Here is a 20,273-nt window from a genome sequence, read left to right as displayed (position 1 = left end):
CCGGTCGCTGCGTTGGAGACCGAAGACGGACAATGGACACTCTCATTCCATGCCCACCCGCTCGGCATGATCGACACACGCCGCATGAAGCTTGTCCGCCGCAGCGCCGCGCCAACCAATCCGCTTGGCGCTGCGGCGGACGCATAGGGGGAGAGAAGTGTCACCTATGTATCCGGTTCAAAGTGTTACCCATCTATCGGCTGGACATAGCGAACGGCGGCTCAGCGACGACCTCCGTCACCCCAAAAACGGCTTAGCCTTCATGGTCTCCGGCACCGGCACACCCAGCCGCTTCAGCACCGTCGGCGCCAGTTGCAGCTGATCAAGCAGCGTGTCCGGATCCGGCCCTTTGCCGGCTCCGAAATAATACAGCGCGAAATCCTGCATTTCATCGTCACGGCCGCCATGATGGCCGCGGTCTGTCTGGCCGTGGTCGGCGGTTACGATCACCTCGTAACCGGCCTGCCGCCAGCCCGGCAGGAAGGCTGCCAGCATGCCGTCCATCGCATAGCAGGCATGGTCCATTTCGTGGCAGTCATGGCCGAAGCGATGGCCCATCGAATCCAGCGTGCAGGTGTGCAGGATCCCGTAGTCGATGGCGTGGCGCCGGGTCAGCAGGGTCAGTGTCGCAAACAAATCGACATCGCTCGGCGTCATCTGGTTGCGCAAATTGTAGCCGGTCATGGTGTGGAAGCGGCCATGCGCGATCGGTCCGTTGGGCTCGTCGAACTCCATGTCCTCGACCAGATCGAACGGATAGGAACGGAAGAATTCCGACCAGTAGGAATGCGTCACCGCGCCGGTCTTGCCGCCGGCCTTGCTGACCTCGGAGAAAATATCCGGCTTGTTGACGAGAAAACGGTTCTCGTTGGATAGGATGCCGTGCTCCTGCGGCGAAACCCCGGTGTGGATCGAGGCATAGCAGCAGGCCGAGGTCGACGGCAGCACCGAGCGCATCTTCCACACCTGCGCCTCGCCCGACTGCACCCAGCCCTCGAGATTGCCCATCAGCCGGCGCCAGTTCCGGTAGGGCACGCCGTCGAGAATGATGAGCAGCAGTTTGGTCTTGAGCGCCATGGGCGGCTCCGGAAAGCTTTTGCCGTTGAAGGAAGTTTTCGCGACGAAGGCCGCGAATTCCCTACTAATTCCCCGCGCTCGCCATGCGCCGTCCCTTGATCGCCTTTTCCAGCCAGCCGATCTCCATCTCGGGAACGGACGACAGCAGCAGGTCGGTATAGGCGTCGAAGGGCGGCGTCAGCACCTTGCTCTTGGCGCCGTAGCGCACCACCTCGCCGCGGTACATCACCGCGATCGAATCGGCGATCGACTTCACCGTCGCCAGATCGTGAGTGATGAAGAGGTAGGCGACCTTCTCGTGCTGCTGCAGGTTGAGCAGCAGCTTGAGAATGCCGTTGGCCACCAGCGGGTCGAGCGCCGATGTCACCTCGTCGCAGATGATCAGCTTGGACTTGGCGGCGAGCGAGCGGGCGATACAGACGCGCTGTTTCTGGCCTCCGGAGAGTTCGGCCGGATAACGATCGAGAAAGCCCTTGCCCATCTCGATCTCGTCGAGCAGTTCGGCGACGCGCTTGTCGCGCTCGCGGCCGCGTATGCCGAAGTAGAATTCCAGCGGCCGGCCGATGATGGTGCCGACGGTCTGGCGCGGGTTCATCGCCACGTCGGCCATCTGGTAGATCATCTGCAATTGCCGCAGATCCTCCTTCGGCCGGTCGGCAAGCCTGTTGGCGAGCGGCCTGCCGTCGAAGGTGACGGTGCCTTCTTCCGGCGGCAACAGCCCGGTGATGGCGCGCGCCAGCGTCGACTTGCCGGAGCCGGATTCACCGACGACGGCCAGCGTCTGTCCCGGATAGATGTCGACCGAGACGTTCTTCAGCACCTTGACGTGGCTGCCGCCGTAAGCGGCGGTGACGTTCTTGACCGACAGGAACGGCGCGGCGCCGGGCTTCTGCTCGGCATGCTCGATCTCATGCACCGAGACCAGCGCATTGGTGTATTCCTGGCGCGGCTCCTTGATGATCTGGCGAGTGCCGCCCCATTCGACCAGCCTGCCATGGCGCAGCACCATGATCTCGTCCGAGACCTGGGCGACGACGGCAAGATCGTGGGTAATGTAGAGCGCCGCGACATGGGTGTCGCGGATGGCGTCCTTGATCGCCGCCAGCACGTCGATCTGCGTCGTCACGTCGAGTGCCGTGGTCGGCTCGTCGAAGACGATCAGGTCAGGTTCCGAACACAGCGCCATAGCCGTCATCACGCGCTGCAACTGGCCGCCTGAGACCTGGTGCGGGAACCGTTCGCCGATGATTTCGGGGTTCGGCAGGCTGAGCTTCTTGAACAACGCCACGGCACGTTTCTCGGCCTCGGCGCGTGTCGCCGTGCCGTGCAGCAGCGTTGCTTCCACCACCTGGTCCATCAGCTTGTGCGCCGGATTGAAGGCCGCGGCCGCCGACTGCGCGACATAGCAGACCTCGCGGCCGCGCAATTTGCGGAAACCTTCCTTGCCGCCCTTGAGAATATCGCGGCCGTTGAGCAGCACCTCTCCGCCGGTGATGCGCACGCCGCCACGGCCATAGCCCATCGACGACAGGCCGATGGTCGACTTGCCGGCGCCGGACTCGCCGATCAGGCCGAGCACCTTGCCCTTTTCCAGCGTCAGCGAGACATCGTGGACCAAAACGATGTTCTTCGGCGCCTCGCCGGGCGGAAACACTGTCGCTTCGATGCGCAGATTGCGGATATCGAGCAGCAGGCCGGGCTTTGCTTTGGTGTCAGCCATCACCCGCGTCCTCCCTTCAGGCTTGTCGTGCGGTTGAGCACCCAATCGGCGACCAGATTGACCGAAATCGCCAGTGCCGCGATCGCCGCGGCGGGGATGAGTGCCGCCCCGATACCAAAGACGATGCCGTCCTTGTTCTCCTTGACCATGCCGCCCCAGTCGGCATCCGGCGGTTGCACGCCAAGGCCGAGAAAGGACAGCGTCGACAAGAACAGCACCGCGTAGATGAAGCGCAGGCCAAGTTCCGAGACCAGCGGCGACAGCGCGTTGGGCAGGATCTCGCGGAAGATGATCCAGCCGCTGCCTTCGCCCCGCAGCTTGGCGGCCTCGACATAATCCATGACGTTGATGTCGACGGCCACCGCGCGCGACAGCCGGTAGACGCGGGTCGAGTCGAGGACGCCCATCACCAAGATCAGCGTCACCAGATTGGTCGGCAGCACCGAAAGCACGACGAGCGCCATGATCAGGGTCGGGATCGACATCAGCAGATCGACAAGGCGCGACAGAAGCGTGTCGAACCAGCCGCCGAACACCGCCGCCGAAAAGCCGAGGATGGCGCCGAGCGAGAATGACAGCGCGGTGGCCAGCACCGCAATGAACAGCGTGATGCGAGCGCCGTAGATCATGCGCGACAGAAGATCGCGACCGAGATTGTCGGTGCCCAGCAAATGTGCCGCCGTCATCGGTTCCCAGACATCGCCGACGATTTCGGCATTGCCGTACGGCGCGATCAACGGTGCGAAAACTGCCGCCAGCACGAACATAGCCGTCAGCACGATGCCGATCAGCGCGGGGATGGGGATGCGTTTGATGTCGAGCATGCCCGCCGCCTATTTCGGATGTCTGAGGCGCGGATTGGCGACAATCGCCCCGATGTCCGCAATGATGTTCAGGCTGATATAAACGGCGGCGAAGACCAGGCCGACCGCCTGCACCACCGGCACGTCGCGCTTGGTGACGTGGTCGACCAGATATTGTCCCATGCCGGGATAGACGAAGATCACCTCGACCACGACGACGCCGACGATGAGGTAGGCGAGGTTGAGCATGACGACGTTGATGATCGGCGCTATGGCATTGGGGAAAGCATGCTTGCGGATGACGTTGAAGGCCGACAGGCCTTTCAGTTCTGCCGTCTCGACATAGGCCGACTGCATGACGTTGAGGATGGCCGCGCGGGTCATGCGCATCATATGCGCCAGCACAACCAGCGTCAGCGCGGTGGCTGGCAACGCGATCGCCTGCATGCGCTCACCGAACGGCATGCCGTCATAGACCGTGGAAATGGCCGGGAACCATTGATACTTCACGGCAAAGAAATAGACGAGCACATAGCCGATGAAGAATTCCGGGAAAGATGTCGAGGCGAGCGCCAGGCCGGAGATCAGCTTGTCGACCCAGCCATTGCGGTAACGCACGGCGATCAGGCCGAGGATGATGGCCAGCGGCACGGCCACGATCGCAGCCCAGAAGGCGAGGAACAGCGTGTTCCACAGCCGCCCCTTGATCGACGTGGCAATATCCTGGCCGCTCGACATCGCCGTGCCAAGATCGCCGGTGAGCACACCGCCTAGCCAATGGAAATACCTGATGTAAGCCGGCTGATTCAGGCCGAGCTGCTCGCGCAGATTGGCGAGCGATTCCGGCGTCGCCGACTGTCCGAGAATGGCTTGCGCGACGTCGCCGGGCAGGATCTGGGTGCCGGCGAAGATCAGGACCGAAACGGCCAGCAAGAGGACGATGCCCAGCGCAACGCGCTGGGCCACAAGTTTCACGACGGGTGAGGACATATCCGCAAAGCCGGGCTCAGGCTTCGAGCCAGCACTTCGCCAGCGCGTAGCCGTTCATCAGCTCCTGATGCGGATCGTCGACCCAGCCGCCGACCTTGGCGCCTGTCGCATCGATGAACTGATTGAACATCGGCAGGATCAGGCCGCCCTCGTCGCGCACCAGCACGGCCATGTCGTGGTACATCTGCTTGCGCTTGGTCTCGTCGAGTTCGGCGCGTGCAGCCAGCACCAGCTTGTCGAAGTCCGGACGCTTGAAACGGGTGTCGTTCCAGTCGGCGGTCGACAGATAGGCGGTCGAGTACATCTGGTCCTGGGTCGAGCGGCCGCCCCAATAGGAGGCGCAGAAGGGCTGCTTGTTCCAGACCTCGTTCCAGTAGCCGTCGCCGGGCTCGCGCTTGAGCTCGATCTTGATGCCGGCCTTGGCCGCGCTCTGCTGGAAGAGCTGCGAGGCGTCGACCGCGCCCGGGAAGGCGACGTCGGAGGTGCGCAGCAGCACGGTGCCGTCATGGCCCGACTTCTTGTAGTGGAACTTGGCCTTGTCGGGATCATATTTGCGCTGCTCGATCTCGGAAAACAGCGGATAGGACGAATTGATCGGGAAGTCGTTGCCGAGCGAGCCGTAGCCGCGCAGCACCTTGTTCAGCATCTCCTCACGGTCGATCGCGAGCTTCAGCGCCATGCGCAGGTCGCTGTTGTCGAAGGGCGCGGTGTTGCAATGCATGATGAAGACATAGTGGCCGGGGCCGGCATGGTTGCGGATGGTGACGCCCGGTACACGCTTGATGAGGTCGACGATCTTCGGCTCGACGCGGTTGATCATGTTGACCTGGCCGCCCTGCAGGGCGGCCGTGCGCGCGGTCGCGTCGTTGATGACGATGATCTCGATCTGGTCGGCATGGCCCATCTTGTCGGCCTGCCAGTAATTGGCGAAGCGCTCGCCGCCATGGCGCACGCCGGGCTCGTTGGTAGTGACCTTGTAGGGTCCTGCCGAGATGCCGGCATCCGCCTTGTCCTTGCCGCCGTTGGGCTGGACAATGAGGTGGTAGTCGCTGAGGAGATAGGGAAGGTCGGCGTTGGCCTCCTTCAGCGTCAGGACGACTTCCTTGCCACTGGCCTTGATGCTGTCGATGCCTTTCATGTAGCCCAGCGCGCCGGACTTCGATTTTTCATCGGAATGGCGCTCGAGGGTTGCCGCCACATCCTCAGCGGTCACCGTCTTGCCGTTGTGGAATTCGACGCCGTCGCGGATTTTCAGCGTCCACACCTTGGCGTCGTCCGACGAGCCGATCTCTTCGGCGATGCGGTTCTCGAGTTTGCCTTCCGGGGACAGCTCGACGATCAGCTCGCCCCACATCTTGCCAAAGGCGAACGGCACTTGCGTCATGAACAAAGCCGGGTCCAGGCTGTTCGTGGATTCGCCGCCGACGAGGCCGGCCTTCAGCGTGCCGCCCTTGACCGGGCCTTCCGCGCGAGCCGCACTGGAAAGCAGCATATTGGCGAAGGGCGCTGTGACGCCCAGTGCTGCGGCGCGGCCGAGGAAATCACGACGGCTCAGCTTGCCGGACGCAACGCGCCGGCTCAGATATTCGAGTTCGTTGGACATTTGAGTTCCTCACTCTGTTGGTTCGACCTTATGGTCGTTTTTTGCTTGTTGTTACCAAAGGGATATTGACCGGAAGGCAAAGCCGTAAGCAAGACGGAATGCGACATGCCGTGGCGTAAATCGTGCGTCGCAACTGGACCAGTCGGGTCGACGCTCAGAGCAGGTCGCGCGGGATCTTCTCTTCGAAATCGCGTTCGAAAACCAGCGTTTCGCCCTCATAGGCTTCGATTCTGGCGCTGACGATCAAGTTTTGCGCATCGCACCGCATTTCAGCCGACGTCTCGGTGCGCACCGACCATCCGTTTCGCGACAAGGTCTGCGTCCAGTGCGTGCGACCCGAGGCAGACAGCGGGTCGTCGGGGTGGATCGTCCAGCTCTCGCGGGCAATGCTGCCATTGGCCAGTCCATGCGCGAGATCGCGCACTTCTCCGAAATCATCCGTGATCGACAGCGTGACGATGCCGGTCTTCTCATCGCGATCGACGTGACGCTCGGAATTCGCTGCACGAACTGTCGCGGTTGCCCAGGGTGTTGCGCCTTCGGGAGACTGGAACGAGGTCTCGTCGGCTTTTGCGAGCGGGCGCAGCGGCAGCCTCAGCGTCGCCGCTGAAAGGTCGAGCCGCACCGGCTCCGGCGACGGCCAGATCATCGGCCAGTAAGCATTGGAAACCGCGATGCGCAGGCGGTGTCCGGCCGGCACGCGGTAGGCGCACTGGTCGAGAATAACGCGCGCCGAAACCGTTTCGCCCGGCACCAGCGCTTGCGGCTGTTCGTGCGAAGAACGATGCGTCAGGTTGAGCACGCCGTAGGAGATCAGTTCCGAGGCGCCGTCGGGGTGCACGTCGCACAGTCGAACCGCGATGTTCGCCTGCGGGCGATCGGACGACACCCGGATGAGAAGCTCCGGCGCGCCGACGATGTCGAGTGTCTCGGCAAGCACAGGCTGATCGAAGCAGACGGACAGCGCATCGTCCGGGCGCTGGTCGCCCGGCAGTTCCGGGCCAAAGGTGAAGGGAAAATATTCGCCGCCGGCGAGCCCGCAGCTTTGCGGGGTCGCCACGATCGCCGGCCTGACGCCGTCAGCAATGAGTTCGATCGCCCCGACCTTGATGTTGGGAGACGGCCATTCCTGTTCGGCCACCCAACGGCCCGGCCGCTCCGGGTGCCAGCGCGCCGGCCGCACACTGTCCATGACATAGGCGCGGTAGTCCGGGTCGGCCTCGACGCCGGTGTCGACGCCCTTCAACCAGCTGTCCCACCAGCGCAACGCCTCCTGCAGGAAGCCGATGGCGGGTTTGGGTTCGGCATAATGCGGGTATTTGTGGATCCATGGCCCGACAATGCCCTTCACCGGTGCCTGGATGTTGGTGACCAGATGCGAAATCGTGTTGCGGTAGCCGTCATGCCAGCCGCCGATCGACAGCACGGCGGCTTTGACCGCGGAGAAATCCTCGCAGATCGAACCGCGTTTCCAATAGGCGTCGCGATGCTGATGGCTGAGCCAGAGCGGCAGAAGGAAAGACTGGTTCTCCAGCCGCGTCAGCCAGAGGTCGCGCCAGCCGTTGTCGCCCGCAATCAGCGGATCCGGCGGGCGCGACGAATAGGACAACATGGTCGAGGCCCAGCCGAAATTTTCCGTCAAAAGGCAGCCGCCCTTGTAGTGGATGTCGTCGGCGTAGCGGTCGACGGTCGAGCACAGGCTGATCACCGCCTTCAGCGCCGGCGGCTGCTTGGCCGCCACCTGCAGGCAGTTGAAGCCACCCCAGGAAATGCCCATCATGCCGACGCTGCCATTGCACCAGGGCTGTGCTGCCGCCCAGGCAATCACATCGCAGGCGTCCTGCAATTCCTGCTCGGAATATTCGTCGTCCATCAGACCTTCGGAATCGCCATTGCCGCGCATGTCGACGCGGATCGAGGCGTAGCCGTGGCCGGCAAAATAGGGATGCGTCAGCTGATCGCGAAAGATGGTGCCGTCGCGCTTGCGGTATGGCAGGTGCTCGAGGATCGCCGGCACCGGATCGCTGCTGGCGTCCTCCGGCATCCAAACCCGCGCCGACAGCCGGCAACCATCCGGCATGACGATGCCCATATCGGGGAATTCGACGACCTTGCGGGGAAATTCGGTGATGGTTTTCATGCGATGCTCCAGGATGTCAGTGACGCATGGAGCGGGCATGTCATGAAGTCAAACGGGCGACGGCCGGTGTCGCCGCGACGACGCCACGATATGTAGCCCGATTGTTTTGCCCTGATGTTGCAGGATTATAATTAATGTATTACATTTATTAACTGAACCCAACGTGATGAGGATTTCGCCTGAAAATCGTTTGGGATGAGCCAAAGCGCGTGACGAACCTGGACAGCCGGGGTCTCGATTTTGCCGAACTCGATATTGAGTTTTTTTGCGACTTCAACCGTCCTTCCAGCCAAGGCCGACCGGTTCAAGGCGATTGGCGAATTCGGAGAGATCATCCTGGCCGTGATTTTCAAGCCGCTTGGTTCGGAGGCGATTTCGGTGATCTCGATGCGCCGTGCCAGCCGAAAGGAAAGGTCAGTATATGAACAATCCTAAATCGCGTGTTCGACCGCTTACCGATGCGGAGGAAGTGGAAATTCAAAGACAAATTGTTGATGATCCCGACGATGCGGAGACGACAGACGAACAGTTGGCGCAAGCCAGGCCTTTCGCGGAAGTGTTTCCAGAACTTTTCGAGAGCATAAGGCGTGCTCGTGGCCGGCCAGCCGTGGAGAAGCCTAAGCAAGTCGTGTCCATCCGTCTGGATCAGGATGTCATTAGTAAATTCAAGGCGACCGGCAAGGGCTGGCAGGCCAGGATCAACGAGGTGCTGAAAAACGCGAAGGTAGGCTAGGCAATCCGCGTCAGTTCAGCGGAATGTCGTTTTCGGCCTTGCGCGCCTGATAAGCGCCGGACAGTTCGTCGTAGCGGGCGGAAATATTGCCGATCCTTGCCTCAAGCCGGCCGCGCTCGGCCTCGGGCAGCGCCCGCACCAGCCTGCGAATGGAAAAACTCTTCCAATAAGCGTTCTCGGCATTGTAGCCGCCGGGATCAAGAGTGAAGACCTCTTTCAGGATTTTCAGATCGTGCGGGATCGCAAAGCTGTCGCGTGAATCCTCGTGGCTGAAGAGGTAGTAGAAATTGTCGAAGCCGGTCCAGGTGATCGCCGACAGGCAGAGCGAGCAGGGCTCATGCGTGGCGATGAAGATGGCGTCCTTGGTGTCGACGCGCTCGGCTTTCGGCATTTCATAGAAACGCTTCAGGCAGTGCACCTCGCCATGCCAGAGCGGATTTTCCATCTCGTTGTTGGTTTCGGCCAGCACCAGCGAGCGGTCGCCCTTCCGCAGGATGGCGGCGCCGAACAGCTTGTTCCCATGGGCCACGCCCTCTGCCGTTTTCGGCACGATGTCGTGCTCGATGACATCGAGCAGGCGGTCGATCAGCGATATGTCGGTCATTTCTCAGGTCTCGTTGGGGAGATGGATTTCGTAGGGGTGCGAGAAATGGAACTCTTCGAGGTTGGAGCCGTCACCGCCGCGGTCGACGATGACGAAATCCTGCGCTTCACCGAGTGGTGTCAGCACGCCGTGCCAGAGATTGCGCGGATAGTTGACGCCTTGCCCCGGTGCGGTGATGAAGGCATGCGGCTCGCGCGGACCGTCCTTGCCGTCATGGCAGACGACGACCAGGAAAGGCCGCGGTGACAGCGGGATGAACGCCTGGCTGCCTAAGGGATGGCGCTCGACCATGGTCAGCTTCAGCGGCAGGTCGTAAGGCGTGCCGCGCGCCATCGAGATCAGCACGCGGGCATTCGGTCCCGCGGCTTCAGCGGTGGCGAGATTCTGGTAGCGCTCGGTCTTGCCGCCATTGATCGGGTAGTGATTGCCGCCGCCCATGTCGATGACATCGCCGAAGCCGGCAAAGCTTTCGCGGGTCAGCGGCCGCGCTGTGATGCGGGTCACCGCGCGCGACCGCCAATGCCCGCCCCGCCGAGCTTGGCGTGCCGGTTGACGTCCTTGTAAAGGAGATAGCGGAATTTGCCTGGGCCGCCCGCGTAGCAGGCCTGCGGGCAGAAGGCGCGCAGCCACATGAAGTCGCCGGCCTCGACCTCGACCCAGTCCTGGTTGAGGCGGTAGACCGCCTTGCCTTCCAAGACATAGAGCCCGTGCTCCATGACATGCGTCTCGGCAAACGGGATGACGGCGCCAGGCTCGAGCGTAACGATGGTGACATGCATGTCGTGGCGCATGTCGGCTGGATCGACGAAACGGGTCGTCGCCCAGCGACCCTCGGTGCCGGGCATCGGCGTCGGCGCCATTTGCTGGTCACTGCTGAACAGGACTTCCGGCGCGTCGATGCCGTCGACGGCCTCATAGGCCTTCCTGATCCAGTGGAAGCGTACGGCGTCGCGACCTTCGTTGCGCACCGTCCAGCCGCTGTCCGGCGGCAGGAAGGCAAAACCGCCGGCTTGCAGCACGTGCTTCTTGCCGGCCAGCGAAACGGTCAACTCGCCCTCAACCACGAACAGCACGCCCTCGGCGCCGGCGTCCGGCTCGGGCCGGTCGCTGCCGCCGCCGGGCAGGACCTCGACGATGTACTGCGAAAATGTCTCGGCGAAACCCGAAAGCGGCCTGGCGATGATCCAGGCCCTGGTCTCGTCCCAGAACGGCAGTGGGCTGGTGACGATGTCCTGCATCACTCCCTTCGGTATGACGGCATAGGCCTCGGTGAAGACGGCGCGGCCGGTCAAAAGCTCATTTTGGCCGGGATGGCCGCCATGCGGTGCATAATAGGTTTTCTGGTCAGTCTTGATCATATCCATTGGGTCCTGACCCCTCAGTCATTTCATTAGAGCGGGAGCATGTCTTTCAGGCGGAGCAGCGCGATGCGCTCGACCTGTTTGCAGGCGGTATCGAGTTCTACGCCACGGCTGTTGCCGATGCGCGCCTCGAACTCGGCGAGGATCTCCTCCTTGGTCTTGCCCCGCACCGCGATGATGAAGGGAAAGCCGAAGGTGGTGACGTAAGCGGCGTTGAGCTTGGAAAACAGCTCGCGCTCCTTGTCGGTCAGCGCGTCGAGGCCGGCGGAGGCCTGCTCGCGTGTGGATTCCGCAGTGAGGCGTCTCGCTTCGGCCAGTTTGCCAGCGAGATCGGGATGGGCGTTGAGGACGCCGATCCGCTCGGTTTCGCTGGCGGCGCGGAAGACGCGGCAGAGCGCATTGTGCAGGCCGCCGGCGCTGTCATGCGCCGGCCCAAGCTCCAGCTCATAGGCACGTTCCGCGATCCAGGGCGAATGTTCGAACACGCCGCCGAAAGTGTCTACGAAGGTTTCGAACTCCATCTTCGACGGCTTGAGCGCCGCCGGCTGGTAGGGGTGGTTCTCCTGCCAGTGCCTGGCGATATCGATCCGCCGCGCCAGCCAGACCTTGTCGTGCGATTTCACATAGTCGACGAAGCGCTTCAGCGCCGCCACCCGACCAGGACGTCCGACGAGGCGGCAATGCAGGCCGATATTCATCATCCGCGGCCGGCCCGCTTTGCCCTCGGCATAGAGCGTGTCGAAACTGTCCTTCAAATAGGAGAAGAACTGGTCGCCGGAATTGAATCCCTGCGGCGTGGCGAAACGCATGTCGTTGGCATCGAGCGTGTAGGGGATGACGAGTTGCGCGCCGCCGCTGTGCTCGAACCAGTAGGGCAGTTCGTCGTCATAAGTGTCCGACACATAGTCGAAGCCGCCCTCTTCGGCCACCAACCGCACCGTATTGACCGAGGTGCGGCCGGTGTACCAGCCGGTCGGCCGTTGGCCTGTCACCTCGTAGTGCAGCTTGATCGCCGCTTCGAGGTCGCGGCGCTCGTCCTCGGCGCTGTGGTCGCGGTAGTCGATCCATTTCAGCCCGTGCGAGGCCATTTCCCAGCCGGCCTCCTGCATCGCCGCCACCTGGTCGGGCGACCGGGCTAATGCTGAGGCGACCCCGTAGCAGGTCACCGGCACTTGCGCCTCGCTGAACAGGCGCAGCAGCCGCCAGAAGCCTGCCCGCGCGCCATATTCGTAGATCGATTCCATGTTCCAGTGGCGCTGGCCGACCCAGGGCGCGGCGCCGACGATTTCCGACAGAAAGGCTTCCGAGGCCTTGTCGCCGTGCAGCACGCAGTTCTCGCCGCCTTCCTCGTAGTTGACGACGAATTGGACGGCCACATGCGCACCGCCCGGCCATTTCGGATCCGGCGGATTGGCTCCGTAGCCGCGCATGTCTCTAGAGTAACGCATTGCCCCTCCCCGCCGGACGCTGCCGGAAGTTGTGATCAGGATAGTCGAAAGGGTTGCTCGCGCATTCCCCCGAAATTTTTGAAAGTGTTTTTGTGCCACTCCGCTCGACCGGGACTTATGCATCGCCTTTAATTGGCGCACAATTCACTGCTTTGTTCGGCTGTATCGGAAATGGGAGGCGCCAGTGGCAGAAACGTCGAGAGCCGATGGCGGACGTCTGACGACGCATGTGCTCGACACCGCGACCGGCAAGCCGGCGGCGGGCCTGTCGATCGCGCTTTATCATCTTGAGAGCGACGCGCGGATACATTTGAAGACCATCGTCACAAATGCCGACGGCCGCTGCGATGCGCCGCTGCTGGCAGGAGCGGAATTTCGCCTCGGCGAATACGAACTGGTGTTCGCCGCCGGTGACTATCTACGCGGCCAGGGCACCAAACTGCCGGAACCGGCCTTCCTCGACAGTGTGCCGATCCGCTTCGGCATGGCGGAATCCGTGCATTATCACGTGCCGTTGCTTATCTCTCCTTACGGCTACTCGACCTACAGGGGGAGCTGACGCATGGCCAAGATCACAATACGCAACGAGATCCGCTTCATCCTCAATGGCAGGGATGTCGCGCTGTCGTCGGTGGCGCCCGACGCGACCTTGCTCGACTGGCTGCGGCTCGACCGCTCGCTGCGCGGCACCAAGGAAGGCTGCGCCGAGGGCGATTGCGGCGCCTGCACGGTCCTGGTCGGAAAATTGTCCGCCGGCAAGCTGGTTTATGAAAGCGTCAACGCCTGCATCCGTTTCCTCGGTTCGCTCGACGGCACCCATGTCGTCACCGTCGAGCATCTGCGCGGCGCGCCTGGCCAATTGCATCCGGTGCAGCAGGCGATGGTCGATTTCCACGCTTCGCAATGCGGCTTCTGCACGCCGGGCTTCGTCATGTCGCTCTACGGCCTGTGGATGAAGTCGCCGGACCCGTCGAATGCGGCGATCGAGAAGGCCTTGCAAGGCAATCTTTGCCGCTGCACCGGCTATGAGGCAATCATGCGCGCCGCGCGTGCCATCTCCAGCTACGGCAAGGCGGCGAAGGATCCGCTGGCGGCCGAGCGCAAGGCGATCACCGCCAGGCTCGAGGCTATGCATGACGGTGCCCGCGTCGAAATCGGCGCCGGCAAGCAGCGGCTGGTTGTGCCGGCTGACGTCGACGATTTCGCCGCTGTACTGGACAAGGAGCCCGGCGCCACTGTTGTCGCCGGCTCGACCGACGTCGGCCTGTGGGTCACCAAGCACATGCGCGACATCTCACCGGTAGTCTTCATCGGCAATCTCGAGGGGCTGTGCGCGATCTCCGAAGACAATGACGTCATCACCATCGGCGCCGGCGTCACCTACACCGACGCCTTCGCGACACTGGCCAAGCGCATCCCCGCGCTCGGGCCATTGTTCGACCGCATCGGCGGCGAACAGGTACGAAACATGGGCACCATCGGCGGCAACATCGCCAATGGCTCGCCGATCGGCGACACGCCGCCGCCCCTGATCGCGCTTGGTGCGCAACTGACGCTGCGCCGCGGCAAGAAGCGGCGCACCATCGCGCTCGAGGATTTCTTCATCGCCTATGGCAAGCAGGACCGGCAGCCAGGCGAATTCGTCGAGGCCGTGCACGTTCCCGTGCCGGCCAAGGGCACGAAGTTTGCCGTCTACAAGATCACCAAGCGCCGCGACGAGGACATCACCGCAGCCCTTGGCGCCTTTTTCCTCGACCTGGCCAAGGACGGAACCGTGGCCGATATATGCATCGCCTATGGCGGCATGGCGGCCACCCCGAAGCGGGCTTTCGGTGTCGAAAAAGCGCTGCTCGGCAAGCCGTGGACGGAGACAACGGTGGAAGCGGCCATGGCTGAATATGCCGGCGATTTCACCCCGCTGACCGATATGCGGGCATCGGCCGAATACCGGGCGCTGGCGGCCAGGAACCTGCTGCTGCGCTTTTTTGCCGAAACCAGCGGCAGCAAGGCGCCGTTCCAGGTGTCCCGCAACGAGGCGGCCTGATGAACAAGCACGCCTCTCCAGATCTCAAGGCGCAGAAGATTTCCGGTGGCGTCGCCGCCGACCAGCGCCACGATTCCGCGCACAAGCATGTCAGCGGCAGCGCGGTCTATATCGACGATATGCCGGAACCGGCGGGCATGCTGCATGGCTGCCTCGGCCTGTCCACGGCGACGCATGCGACGATCAGCAAAATGGATCTGTCGGCGGTGCGCGCGGCGCCGGGCGTCGTCGATGTGCTGACGGCCAAGGACGTTCCGGGCGAAAATGACATTTCGCCGACCGGTCGACACGACGAGCCGGTGCTGGCCGACGACAAGGTGCAGTTTTATGGTCAGCCGATCTTCTGCGTTATTGCCAAGACGCGCGAACAGGCGCGCCGCGCCACCCGGCTGGCCAAGGTCGAATACAGTCCATTGCCTTTCGTCACCGACATTGGCGACCTCGACCCCCGCAAGGACAAGCTGGTCACGCCGCCACTGACCTTGAAGCGCGGCGATGCCGCCGCCGCGATCAAGGCGGCGCCGCGCCGGCTGAAGGGCAAGATGCGCATTGGCGGCCAGGAGCATTTCTATCTGGAAGGCCATATCGCCGTGGCCATTCCCGGCGAGGACCAGGACGTCACCATCTATTCCTCGACCCAGCATCCGAGCGAAGTGCAGCATATGGTCAGCCATGCGCTGGGCGTGCCGAGCAACGCCATCACAGTGGAAATCCGCCGCATGGGTGGCGGCTTCGGCGGGAAGGAGACGCAAGGCAACCAGTTTGCGGCATTGGCTGCGATCGCCGCCAAGAAACACCATCGCGCGGTAAAAATCCGGCCCGACCGCGACGACGACATGATCGCCACCGGCAAGCGCCATGATTTCCTTGTCGACTACGACGTTGGCTTCGACGACGACGGCAACATTTTAGGCGTCGATTTCATGTTCGCGGCGCGTTGCGGCTTTTCCTCGGACCTGTCCGGACCGGTCACCGACCGCGCGCTGTTCCATTGCGACAACACCTATTTCTGGCCGGCGGTGCATGCGCAATCGGCGCCGCTTTACACCAACACCGTGTCGAACACGGCGTTTCGCGGCTTCGGCGGCCCGCAGGGCATGGTCGGCGCCGAACGGGTCATCGACGAGGTTGCCTTTGCCGTCGGCAAGGACCCGCTCGAAATCCGCAAGCAGAATTTTTATGGCACCAGTGGTGATAAAGACGGGGGCCGCAACGTCACCCCTTATCACCAGACGGTCGAGGACAACATCATCCACCGCATCGTCGCCGAGCTGGAGGCGAGCGCCGACTATGCGGGGCGCCGCCGCATCATCCAGGCCTTCAACGCCAACAGCCGCTTCATCAAGCGCGGCCTGGCGCTGACGCCGGTCAAATTCGGCATCTCTTTCACAGCCACCCACTACAACCAGGCCGGCGCGCTGGTGCATGTCTACACAGACGGTTCGGTGCATCTGAATCACGGCGGCACCGAGATGGGGCAAGGCCTCTACGTCAAGGTGGCGCAGGTGGTGGCGGAAGAGTTCCAGATCGACCTCGACCAGGTCAAGATCACCGCGACGACCACCGGCAAGGTGCCCAACACTTCGGCCACCGCGGCGTCGTCCGGCACCGACCTCAACGGCATGGCGGCGCAGAACGGCGCCCGCCAGATCAAGGAACGGCTGACCGACTTCGCCGCCGAAAAATACCAGGTGCCGCGCGAGCAGGTGCTTTTCCTGCCCAACCGGGTGCGCATCGGCAACCAGGAGATCGCCTTCACCGACCTTGTCAAGCAGGCCTATATGGCCCGCATCCAACTGTCGGCGGCGGGTTTTTACAAGACGCCGAAAATCCACTGGAACCGTGACAAGGGCGAGGGCCGTCCGTTCTATTATTTCGCCTATGGCGCCTCGTGCTCGGAAGTCTCGGTCGACACGCTGACCGGCGAATATGTCGTCGAGCGCACCGACATATTGCATGAAACCGGCCGCTCGCTGAACCGCGCCATCGATCTCGGCCAGATCGAGGGCGGCTTCATCCAGGGCATGGGCTGGCTGACGACGGAGGAGCTGTGGTGGGACGACAAGGGCCGGCTGCGCACGCATGCGCCGTCGACCTATAAGATCCCGCTCGCGTCCGACCGGCCGAAGATATTCAACGTCACGCTGGCCGACTGGCCGGAGGCCAACGAGCCGACGGTGCACCGTTCCAAGGCGGTCGGCGAACCGCCCTTCCCGCTCGGCATGTCTGTGCTGCATGCGCTGTCGGACGCGGTGGCAAGTGTGGCCGATCATAAGGTCTGTCCGCGTCTCGACGCTCCTGCAACACCAGAACGGGTGCTGATGGCGATCGAACGGCTGAAGGGTGAAGCCAAGAATAGCGCCTGACTCTGACCTGGATTCTGGCAAAACGTGCAATTCAGACTGAAAAACCCTATATTTCCCGTACGGGAATGCGAAATATGAAGTCGAAAGTGCAAAGGCTCAGAGCTTTTCTCGCCAGCGCCGGCCGGCTTGCTCTGGTCGAAGTGGCCGGCACCAAAGGCTCGACCCCGCGCGAGAAGGGCGCCTTCATGCTCGTATCGCAGGCGGCGATTTTTGGCACGATCGGCGGCGGTCAGCTCGAGTACATGGCGATCGACAAGGCGAGGCAGATGGTGGGGTCTTCACCCTCCCCCTTGTGGGGAGGGTCGGGGGGGGGGGGGCCGGCGCGGGGGGGGGGGGGGGGGGGGGGGGGACCGCCCCCCCGGGGGGGGGGCGGGGCCGCCCCCCCCCCCCCCCCCCCCCCCCGGGGGGGGGGGGCGCCGCGGACGATCGTGCCAAGCCACCCCGTTTCGCTGACGCCGCCACACGGCGTCCGCTCACCGACCCTCCCCACAAGGGGGAGGGTAAAGAAGCCCGCATCGGCTTCGACGAAGTCTGCGCCACGCTTGACGTGCCGCTAGGCCCCGAGATCGGCCAGTGCTGCGGCGGGCGCGTCGAAGTCTTGATCCGTGTCGTCGATGCCGCGCTTACTGCCGAGCTGATCGCGGCCGCAGAAGCCGAGGAAGCCCACCTGCCGCATGTCTATATCTTCGGCGGCGGCCATGTCGGCCGGGCGCTGGCCGCGACGGTAGCACTTCTTCCCGTGCATGGTGTCGTCATCGAGACGCGGGCCGAAGCGCTGGAAGGCATGCCGGAAACCGTCGAGACGCGGCTGACGCCGATGCCCGAGGCCGAGGTGCGAAACGCCCCCGCCGGCACCGCCTTCGCCATCCTCACCCACGACCATGCGCTGGATTTCCTCATCGTCGCCGAAGCGCTGAAGCGCGACGACGCGGCCTATGTCGGCATGATCGGCTCGAAAACCAAGAGAGCGACGTTCAGGAACTGGTTCCTGAAATCGGCGGAGGGCACGGAGGCTGAGTTCGCCCGCCTCGTCTCGCCGATCGGCGGCGATGCGGTCAAGGACAAGCGCCCACCGGTCATAGCTGCGCTGGCCGCGGCCGAGATCATGACGGCGCTGGTCGCGCACGGCGCGGCACCGGCGGTAAGCCAGCAGGCGCGGCAAGGCCAAGAGGTAGCCGGCTAATCTTTTTTATCCGACCGCTTCAGGCCAAGATGATCTCGCAAGGTGCTGCCTTCGTATTCCCGACGGAACAGTCCGCGCCGCTGCAGTTCCGGCACCACCAGCGTGGCAAAGGCATCGAGCTCGCCGGGGAAGTATGACGGCATGACGTTGAAGCCGTCCGCGCCGCCGCCCTCGAACCGCGCCTGCAATTCGTCAGCGATCCGCGCCGGCGTGCCGACGATACGCCAATGGCCACGTGCGCCGGCGAAATGGCGCGCAAGCTGGCGGATCGACAGGCCGTCGCGGCGCGATTGTTGGATGACCAGCGCCTGGCGGCTTTTCATGCCCTCGGTCTCCGGCAGTTCGGGCATCGGTCCGTCGATCGGATAGCTCCCGAGATCGGAGATGCTGAGATAGCTGGACAGTAGCGCCACGCCGACATCGTCGGGGATCAGCGCCTGCAATTCCTCCTGTTTCTCCCGCGCTTCGGCCTCGGTGTCTGCCACCACCGGGGAGACGCCGGGCATGATCTTGATGTCGTCGGGTTCCCGCCCATAGCCCGCCATACGGCCCTTGAGGTCGTCGTAAAAGGCCTTGGCTTCCTCGAGGGTCTGCGCCGCCGTGAACACGACGTCGGCGGTGCGGGCGGCAAGGTCGCGGCCGACATCCGAGGCGCCGGCCTGCACCATCACCGGCGCGCCCTGCGGCGAGCGCGGCAGGTCGAGCGGGTCGCGCACCGAAAAGCTCTGGCCGTTGTGACCGTGAAAGCCACTGCCTTGCCAAAGTCCTGATACCACCTCGGCGAATTCGCGCGCCCGCTCGTAGCGGTCGGCATGGGGTTTCAGGCCCGTCGCGCCGAAATTGGCTGCTTCGATGGGGCTGGCCGACGTCACCAGGTTCCAGCCAGCCCGGCCACCACTCAGATGATCGAGCGACAGAAAGGTGCGCGCCAGACCGTAGGGCTCGTTGTAGCTGGTCGACGCCGTTGAAACGAGGCCGATGCGGCTGGTCTGCACGGCGAGCGCGGACAGCAGGCTGATCGGCTCGAAGCCGATCGAGCGTGAGGTCTGGCTGGCGGTGCCGACATTGGCTTCGCGCAGACCGGCGGCGTCCTCGCAGAACACCATGTCTAACTTCGCCGCCTCCGCCGTGCGCGCCAGCCGGATGTAATGATCGATGTCGATGCCTGCCGTGACATACGCCTTGGGGTGACGCCAGGCGGCGATGTGGTGGCCCGTCGCCCACAGGAAGGCGCCAAGCTTCATCTGGCGGGTCATTGCGCTCCTCCGGCAAGTCCGAGATGCGAGCGCAAGGTGGTGCCGGGATAATCCGGGCGGACGAGCCCGCGGCGCTGCAATTCCGGCAGCACGCGGCCGATGAAACCGTCAATCGCGGCAGGCGGTATTGCGATGTTGAACCCGTCGCAGCTTTGCGAGCTGAACAATGTTTCGAGCGCGTTAGCAGCGACATCTGCGCCAACGTTCAGCAGCAGCTTGACCGCACCCGGATCGCGTCCGCAGGCCACAACGCGGCGCTTGAGATCGTCATGGCGCGCCTTGGCGTCCTCTGTGGGTCTGTCCAGCAGGACGACATCGGCGGTGCGGGCGGCGATATCCAGGTCGGCCTCGGACAGGCCGGACAGCACCAGCACCGGCGTATCCTGCGGCGAGCGCGCGACGTTCAGCGGCCCGCGCACGGAGAAAAATTCGCCTTTGTGGTCGAGCAGGTGCATTTTTTCGGGATCGTGGAAGCGGCCGCCGGCCTTGTCGAACAGCAGCGCGCCGGCATCCCAGCCCTGCCACAGGCGCTGAACGATGCCGATGTATTCCTGCGTGCGGCGGCGGAACACATCGTCGGAAAATCCATCCGGCCGGCTGAAATTGGCGGCTTCCCGTGGCGCCTGCGCCATGGTCGCGTGCCAGCCGGCGCGGCCATGGCTGATGATGTCGAGCGAAGCAAAACGGCGCGCCAGATTGTACGGCTGGTGAGCCACCGTCGAGGCTGCAGCGACAAGGCCGATCCGACTTGTCACCGTCGCCAGCGCCGCCAGCAAGGTCGTCGCTTCGAAAGAACTCGACCCGGCGCTGTTCGGCGCGGAATCATCGAGGACAATCATGTCCAGCCCCGCCGCTTCCGCTTGCTTGGCAAAGCCGGCCAGGTCGCTGAACCCGAGCGGCTGCCCGGAAGTAATGTTGAGCGAAACGGCAAGATGCATTGTGGCT

16 protein-coding genes and 3 pseudogenes are annotated in these 20,273 nt (G+C 63.5%); 7 read left to right on the top strand and 12 right to left on the bottom strand.

The window, feature by feature from the left end:
- Positions 1 to 147: pseudogene (locus NKH38_RS33430) on the top strand (integrase); the annotation flags it as partial.
- Between the two features lie 90 nt (positions 148 to 237).
- Here the strand turns inward: NKH38_RS33430 and NKH38_RS17945 are convergent.
- The 6 genes from NKH38_RS17945 to NKH38_RS17920 form a co-directional block, all read right to left on the bottom strand.
- Entirely contained in the window at positions 238 to 1,077 is an 840-nt protein-coding gene (locus NKH38_RS17945) for an alkaline phosphatase family protein (protein ID WP_023815944.1), read from the bottom strand.
- Positions 1,078 to 1,141: 64 nt separating this feature from the next.
- Positions 1,142 to 2,797 (bottom strand): ABC transporter ATP-binding protein, encoded by a 1,656-nt coding sequence (locus tag NKH38_RS17940; RefSeq protein ID WP_352762074.1) that lies wholly within the window; start codon positions 2,795 to 2,797, stop codon positions 1,142 to 1,144.
- Entirely contained in the window at positions 2,797 to 3,621 is an 825-nt protein-coding gene (locus NKH38_RS17935; RefSeq protein WP_023671389.1) for an ABC transporter permease, read from the bottom strand. The genes NKH38_RS17940 and NKH38_RS17935 overlap by 1 nt, the downstream gene beginning before the upstream one ends.
- 9 nt (positions 3,622 to 3,630) lie before the next feature.
- On the bottom strand, positions 3,631 to 4,590 hold the full coding sequence (locus NKH38_RS17930; protein WP_023671388.1) for an ABC transporter permease: 960 nt from the start codon (positions 4,588 to 4,590) through the stop codon (positions 3,631 to 3,633).
- A 16-nt stretch (positions 4,591 to 4,606) separates the two neighbouring features.
- Complete coding sequence (locus NKH38_RS17925; RefSeq protein ID WP_023671387.1) at positions 4,607 to 6,193, bottom strand: ABC transporter substrate-binding protein; 1,587 nt, start codon at positions 6,191 to 6,193, stop codon at positions 4,607 to 4,609.
- Between the two features lie 154 nt (positions 6,194 to 6,347).
- The gene (locus NKH38_RS17920) at positions 6,348 to 8,333 is read right to left on the bottom strand and encodes a CocE/NonD family hydrolase (protein WP_352762072.1); all 1,986 of its coding nucleotides are present in this window, start codon (positions 8,331 to 8,333) and stop codon (positions 6,348 to 6,350) included.
- Positions 8,334 to 8,512: 179 nt separating this feature from the next.
- Here NKH38_RS17920 and NKH38_RS17915 point away from each other — a divergent pair.
- Positions 8,513 to 8,768, top strand: a pseudogene (locus NKH38_RS17915) (BrnT family toxin).
- Positions 8,755 to 9,066 carry a BrnA antitoxin family protein gene (locus NKH38_RS17910; RefSeq protein ID WP_023671384.1) on the top strand — a complete coding sequence of 104 codons (312 nt, stop codon included), beginning with the start codon at positions 8,755 to 8,757 and terminating at the stop codon, positions 9,064 to 9,066. The pseudogene NKH38_RS17915 and the gene NKH38_RS17910 overlap by 14 nt, the downstream one beginning before the upstream one ends.
- A 10-nt stretch (positions 9,067 to 9,076) precedes the next feature.
- Here the strand turns inward: NKH38_RS17910 and NKH38_RS17905 are convergent, their stop codons facing one another.
- The 4 genes from NKH38_RS17905 to puuE are packed head-to-tail and all read right to left on the bottom strand — an operon-like array spanning position 9,077 to position 12,479.
- Complete coding sequence (locus tag NKH38_RS17905; protein ID WP_023683488.1) at positions 9,077 to 9,670, bottom strand: nucleoside deaminase; 594 nt, start codon at positions 9,668 to 9,670, stop codon at positions 9,077 to 9,079.
- A 3-nt stretch (positions 9,671 to 9,673) separates the two neighbouring features.
- Entirely contained in the window at positions 9,674 to 10,174 is a 501-nt protein-coding gene (locus tag NKH38_RS17900; RefSeq protein WP_023671382.1) for an ureidoglycolate lyase, read from the bottom strand.
- Positions 10,171 to 11,028 (bottom strand): bifunctional allantoicase/(S)-ureidoglycine aminohydrolase, encoded by an 858-nt coding sequence (locus NKH38_RS17895; protein ID WP_460221618.1) that lies wholly within the window; start codon positions 11,026 to 11,028, stop codon positions 10,171 to 10,173. Before NKH38_RS17895 ends, NKH38_RS17900 begins: the two co-directional genes overlap by 4 nt.
- Positions 11,029 to 11,060: 32 nt before the next feature.
- Positions 11,061 to 12,479: an allantoinase PuuE gene (gene puuE, locus NKH38_RS17890; protein WP_023711320.1), complete on the bottom strand. Its 1,419-nt coding sequence runs from the start codon at positions 12,477 to 12,479 to the stop codon at positions 11,061 to 11,063.
- Positions 12,480 to 12,663: 184 nt separating this feature from the next.
- On the opposite strand from puuE, the gene uraH reads away from it, so the two are divergent.
- The 4 genes and pseudogenes from uraH to xdhC all read left to right on the top strand — a co-directional run bounded on the left by uraH (position 12,664) and on the right by xdhC (position 18,072).
- Positions 12,664 to 13,038 carry a hydroxyisourate hydrolase gene (uraH, locus tag NKH38_RS17885; protein ID WP_023683492.1) on the top strand — a complete coding sequence of 125 codons (375 nt, stop codon included), beginning with the start codon at positions 12,664 to 12,666 and terminating at the stop codon, positions 13,036 to 13,038.
- A 3-nt stretch (positions 13,039 to 13,041) separates the two neighbouring features.
- Positions 13,042 to 14,523 (top strand): xanthine dehydrogenase small subunit, encoded by a 1,482-nt coding sequence (gene xdhA / locus NKH38_RS17880; RefSeq protein ID WP_352461195.1) that lies wholly within the window; start codon positions 13,042 to 13,044, stop codon positions 14,521 to 14,523.
- Positions 14,523 to 16,889 carry a xanthine dehydrogenase molybdopterin binding subunit gene (gene xdhB, locus NKH38_RS17875; protein WP_023694732.1) on the top strand — a complete coding sequence of 789 codons (2,367 nt, stop codon included), beginning with the start codon at positions 14,523 to 14,525 and terminating at the stop codon, positions 16,887 to 16,889. The genes xdhA and xdhB overlap by 1 nt, the downstream gene beginning before the upstream one ends.
- A 74-nt stretch (positions 16,890 to 16,963) precedes the next feature.
- Positions 16,964 to 18,072, top strand: a pseudogene (gene xdhC, locus NKH38_RS17870) (xanthine dehydrogenase accessory protein XdhC).
- On the opposite strand, the gene NKH38_RS17865 reads toward xdhC, so the two are convergent.
- Together NKH38_RS17865 and NKH38_RS17860 are read right to left on the bottom strand one after the other, a co-directional pair.
- Positions 18,069 to 19,328 carry an LLM class flavin-dependent oxidoreductase gene (locus NKH38_RS17865; RefSeq protein ID WP_352762070.1) on the bottom strand — a complete coding sequence of 420 codons (1,260 nt, stop codon included), beginning with the start codon at positions 19,326 to 19,328 and terminating at the stop codon, positions 18,069 to 18,071. The pseudogene xdhC and the gene NKH38_RS17865 sit on opposite strands and share 4 nt — an antisense overlap.
- Positions 19,325 to 20,266, bottom strand: a complete 942-nt coding sequence (locus NKH38_RS17860) for an LLM class flavin-dependent oxidoreductase (RefSeq protein WP_352762069.1) — start codon at positions 20,264 to 20,266, stop codon at positions 19,325 to 19,327. The genes NKH38_RS17865 and NKH38_RS17860 overlap by 4 nt, the downstream gene beginning before the upstream one ends.
- Positions 20,267 to 20,273: the final 7 nt, after the last annotated feature.

Source organism: Mesorhizobium sp. M1078, from assembly GCF_040318615.1.
Classification (GTDB): Bacteria; Pseudomonadota; Alphaproteobacteria; order Rhizobiales; family Rhizobiaceae; genus Mesorhizobium.
Note: the sequence above shows the minus strand (reverse complement) of the source record. Positions and strands in the feature narration are given on the sequence as shown.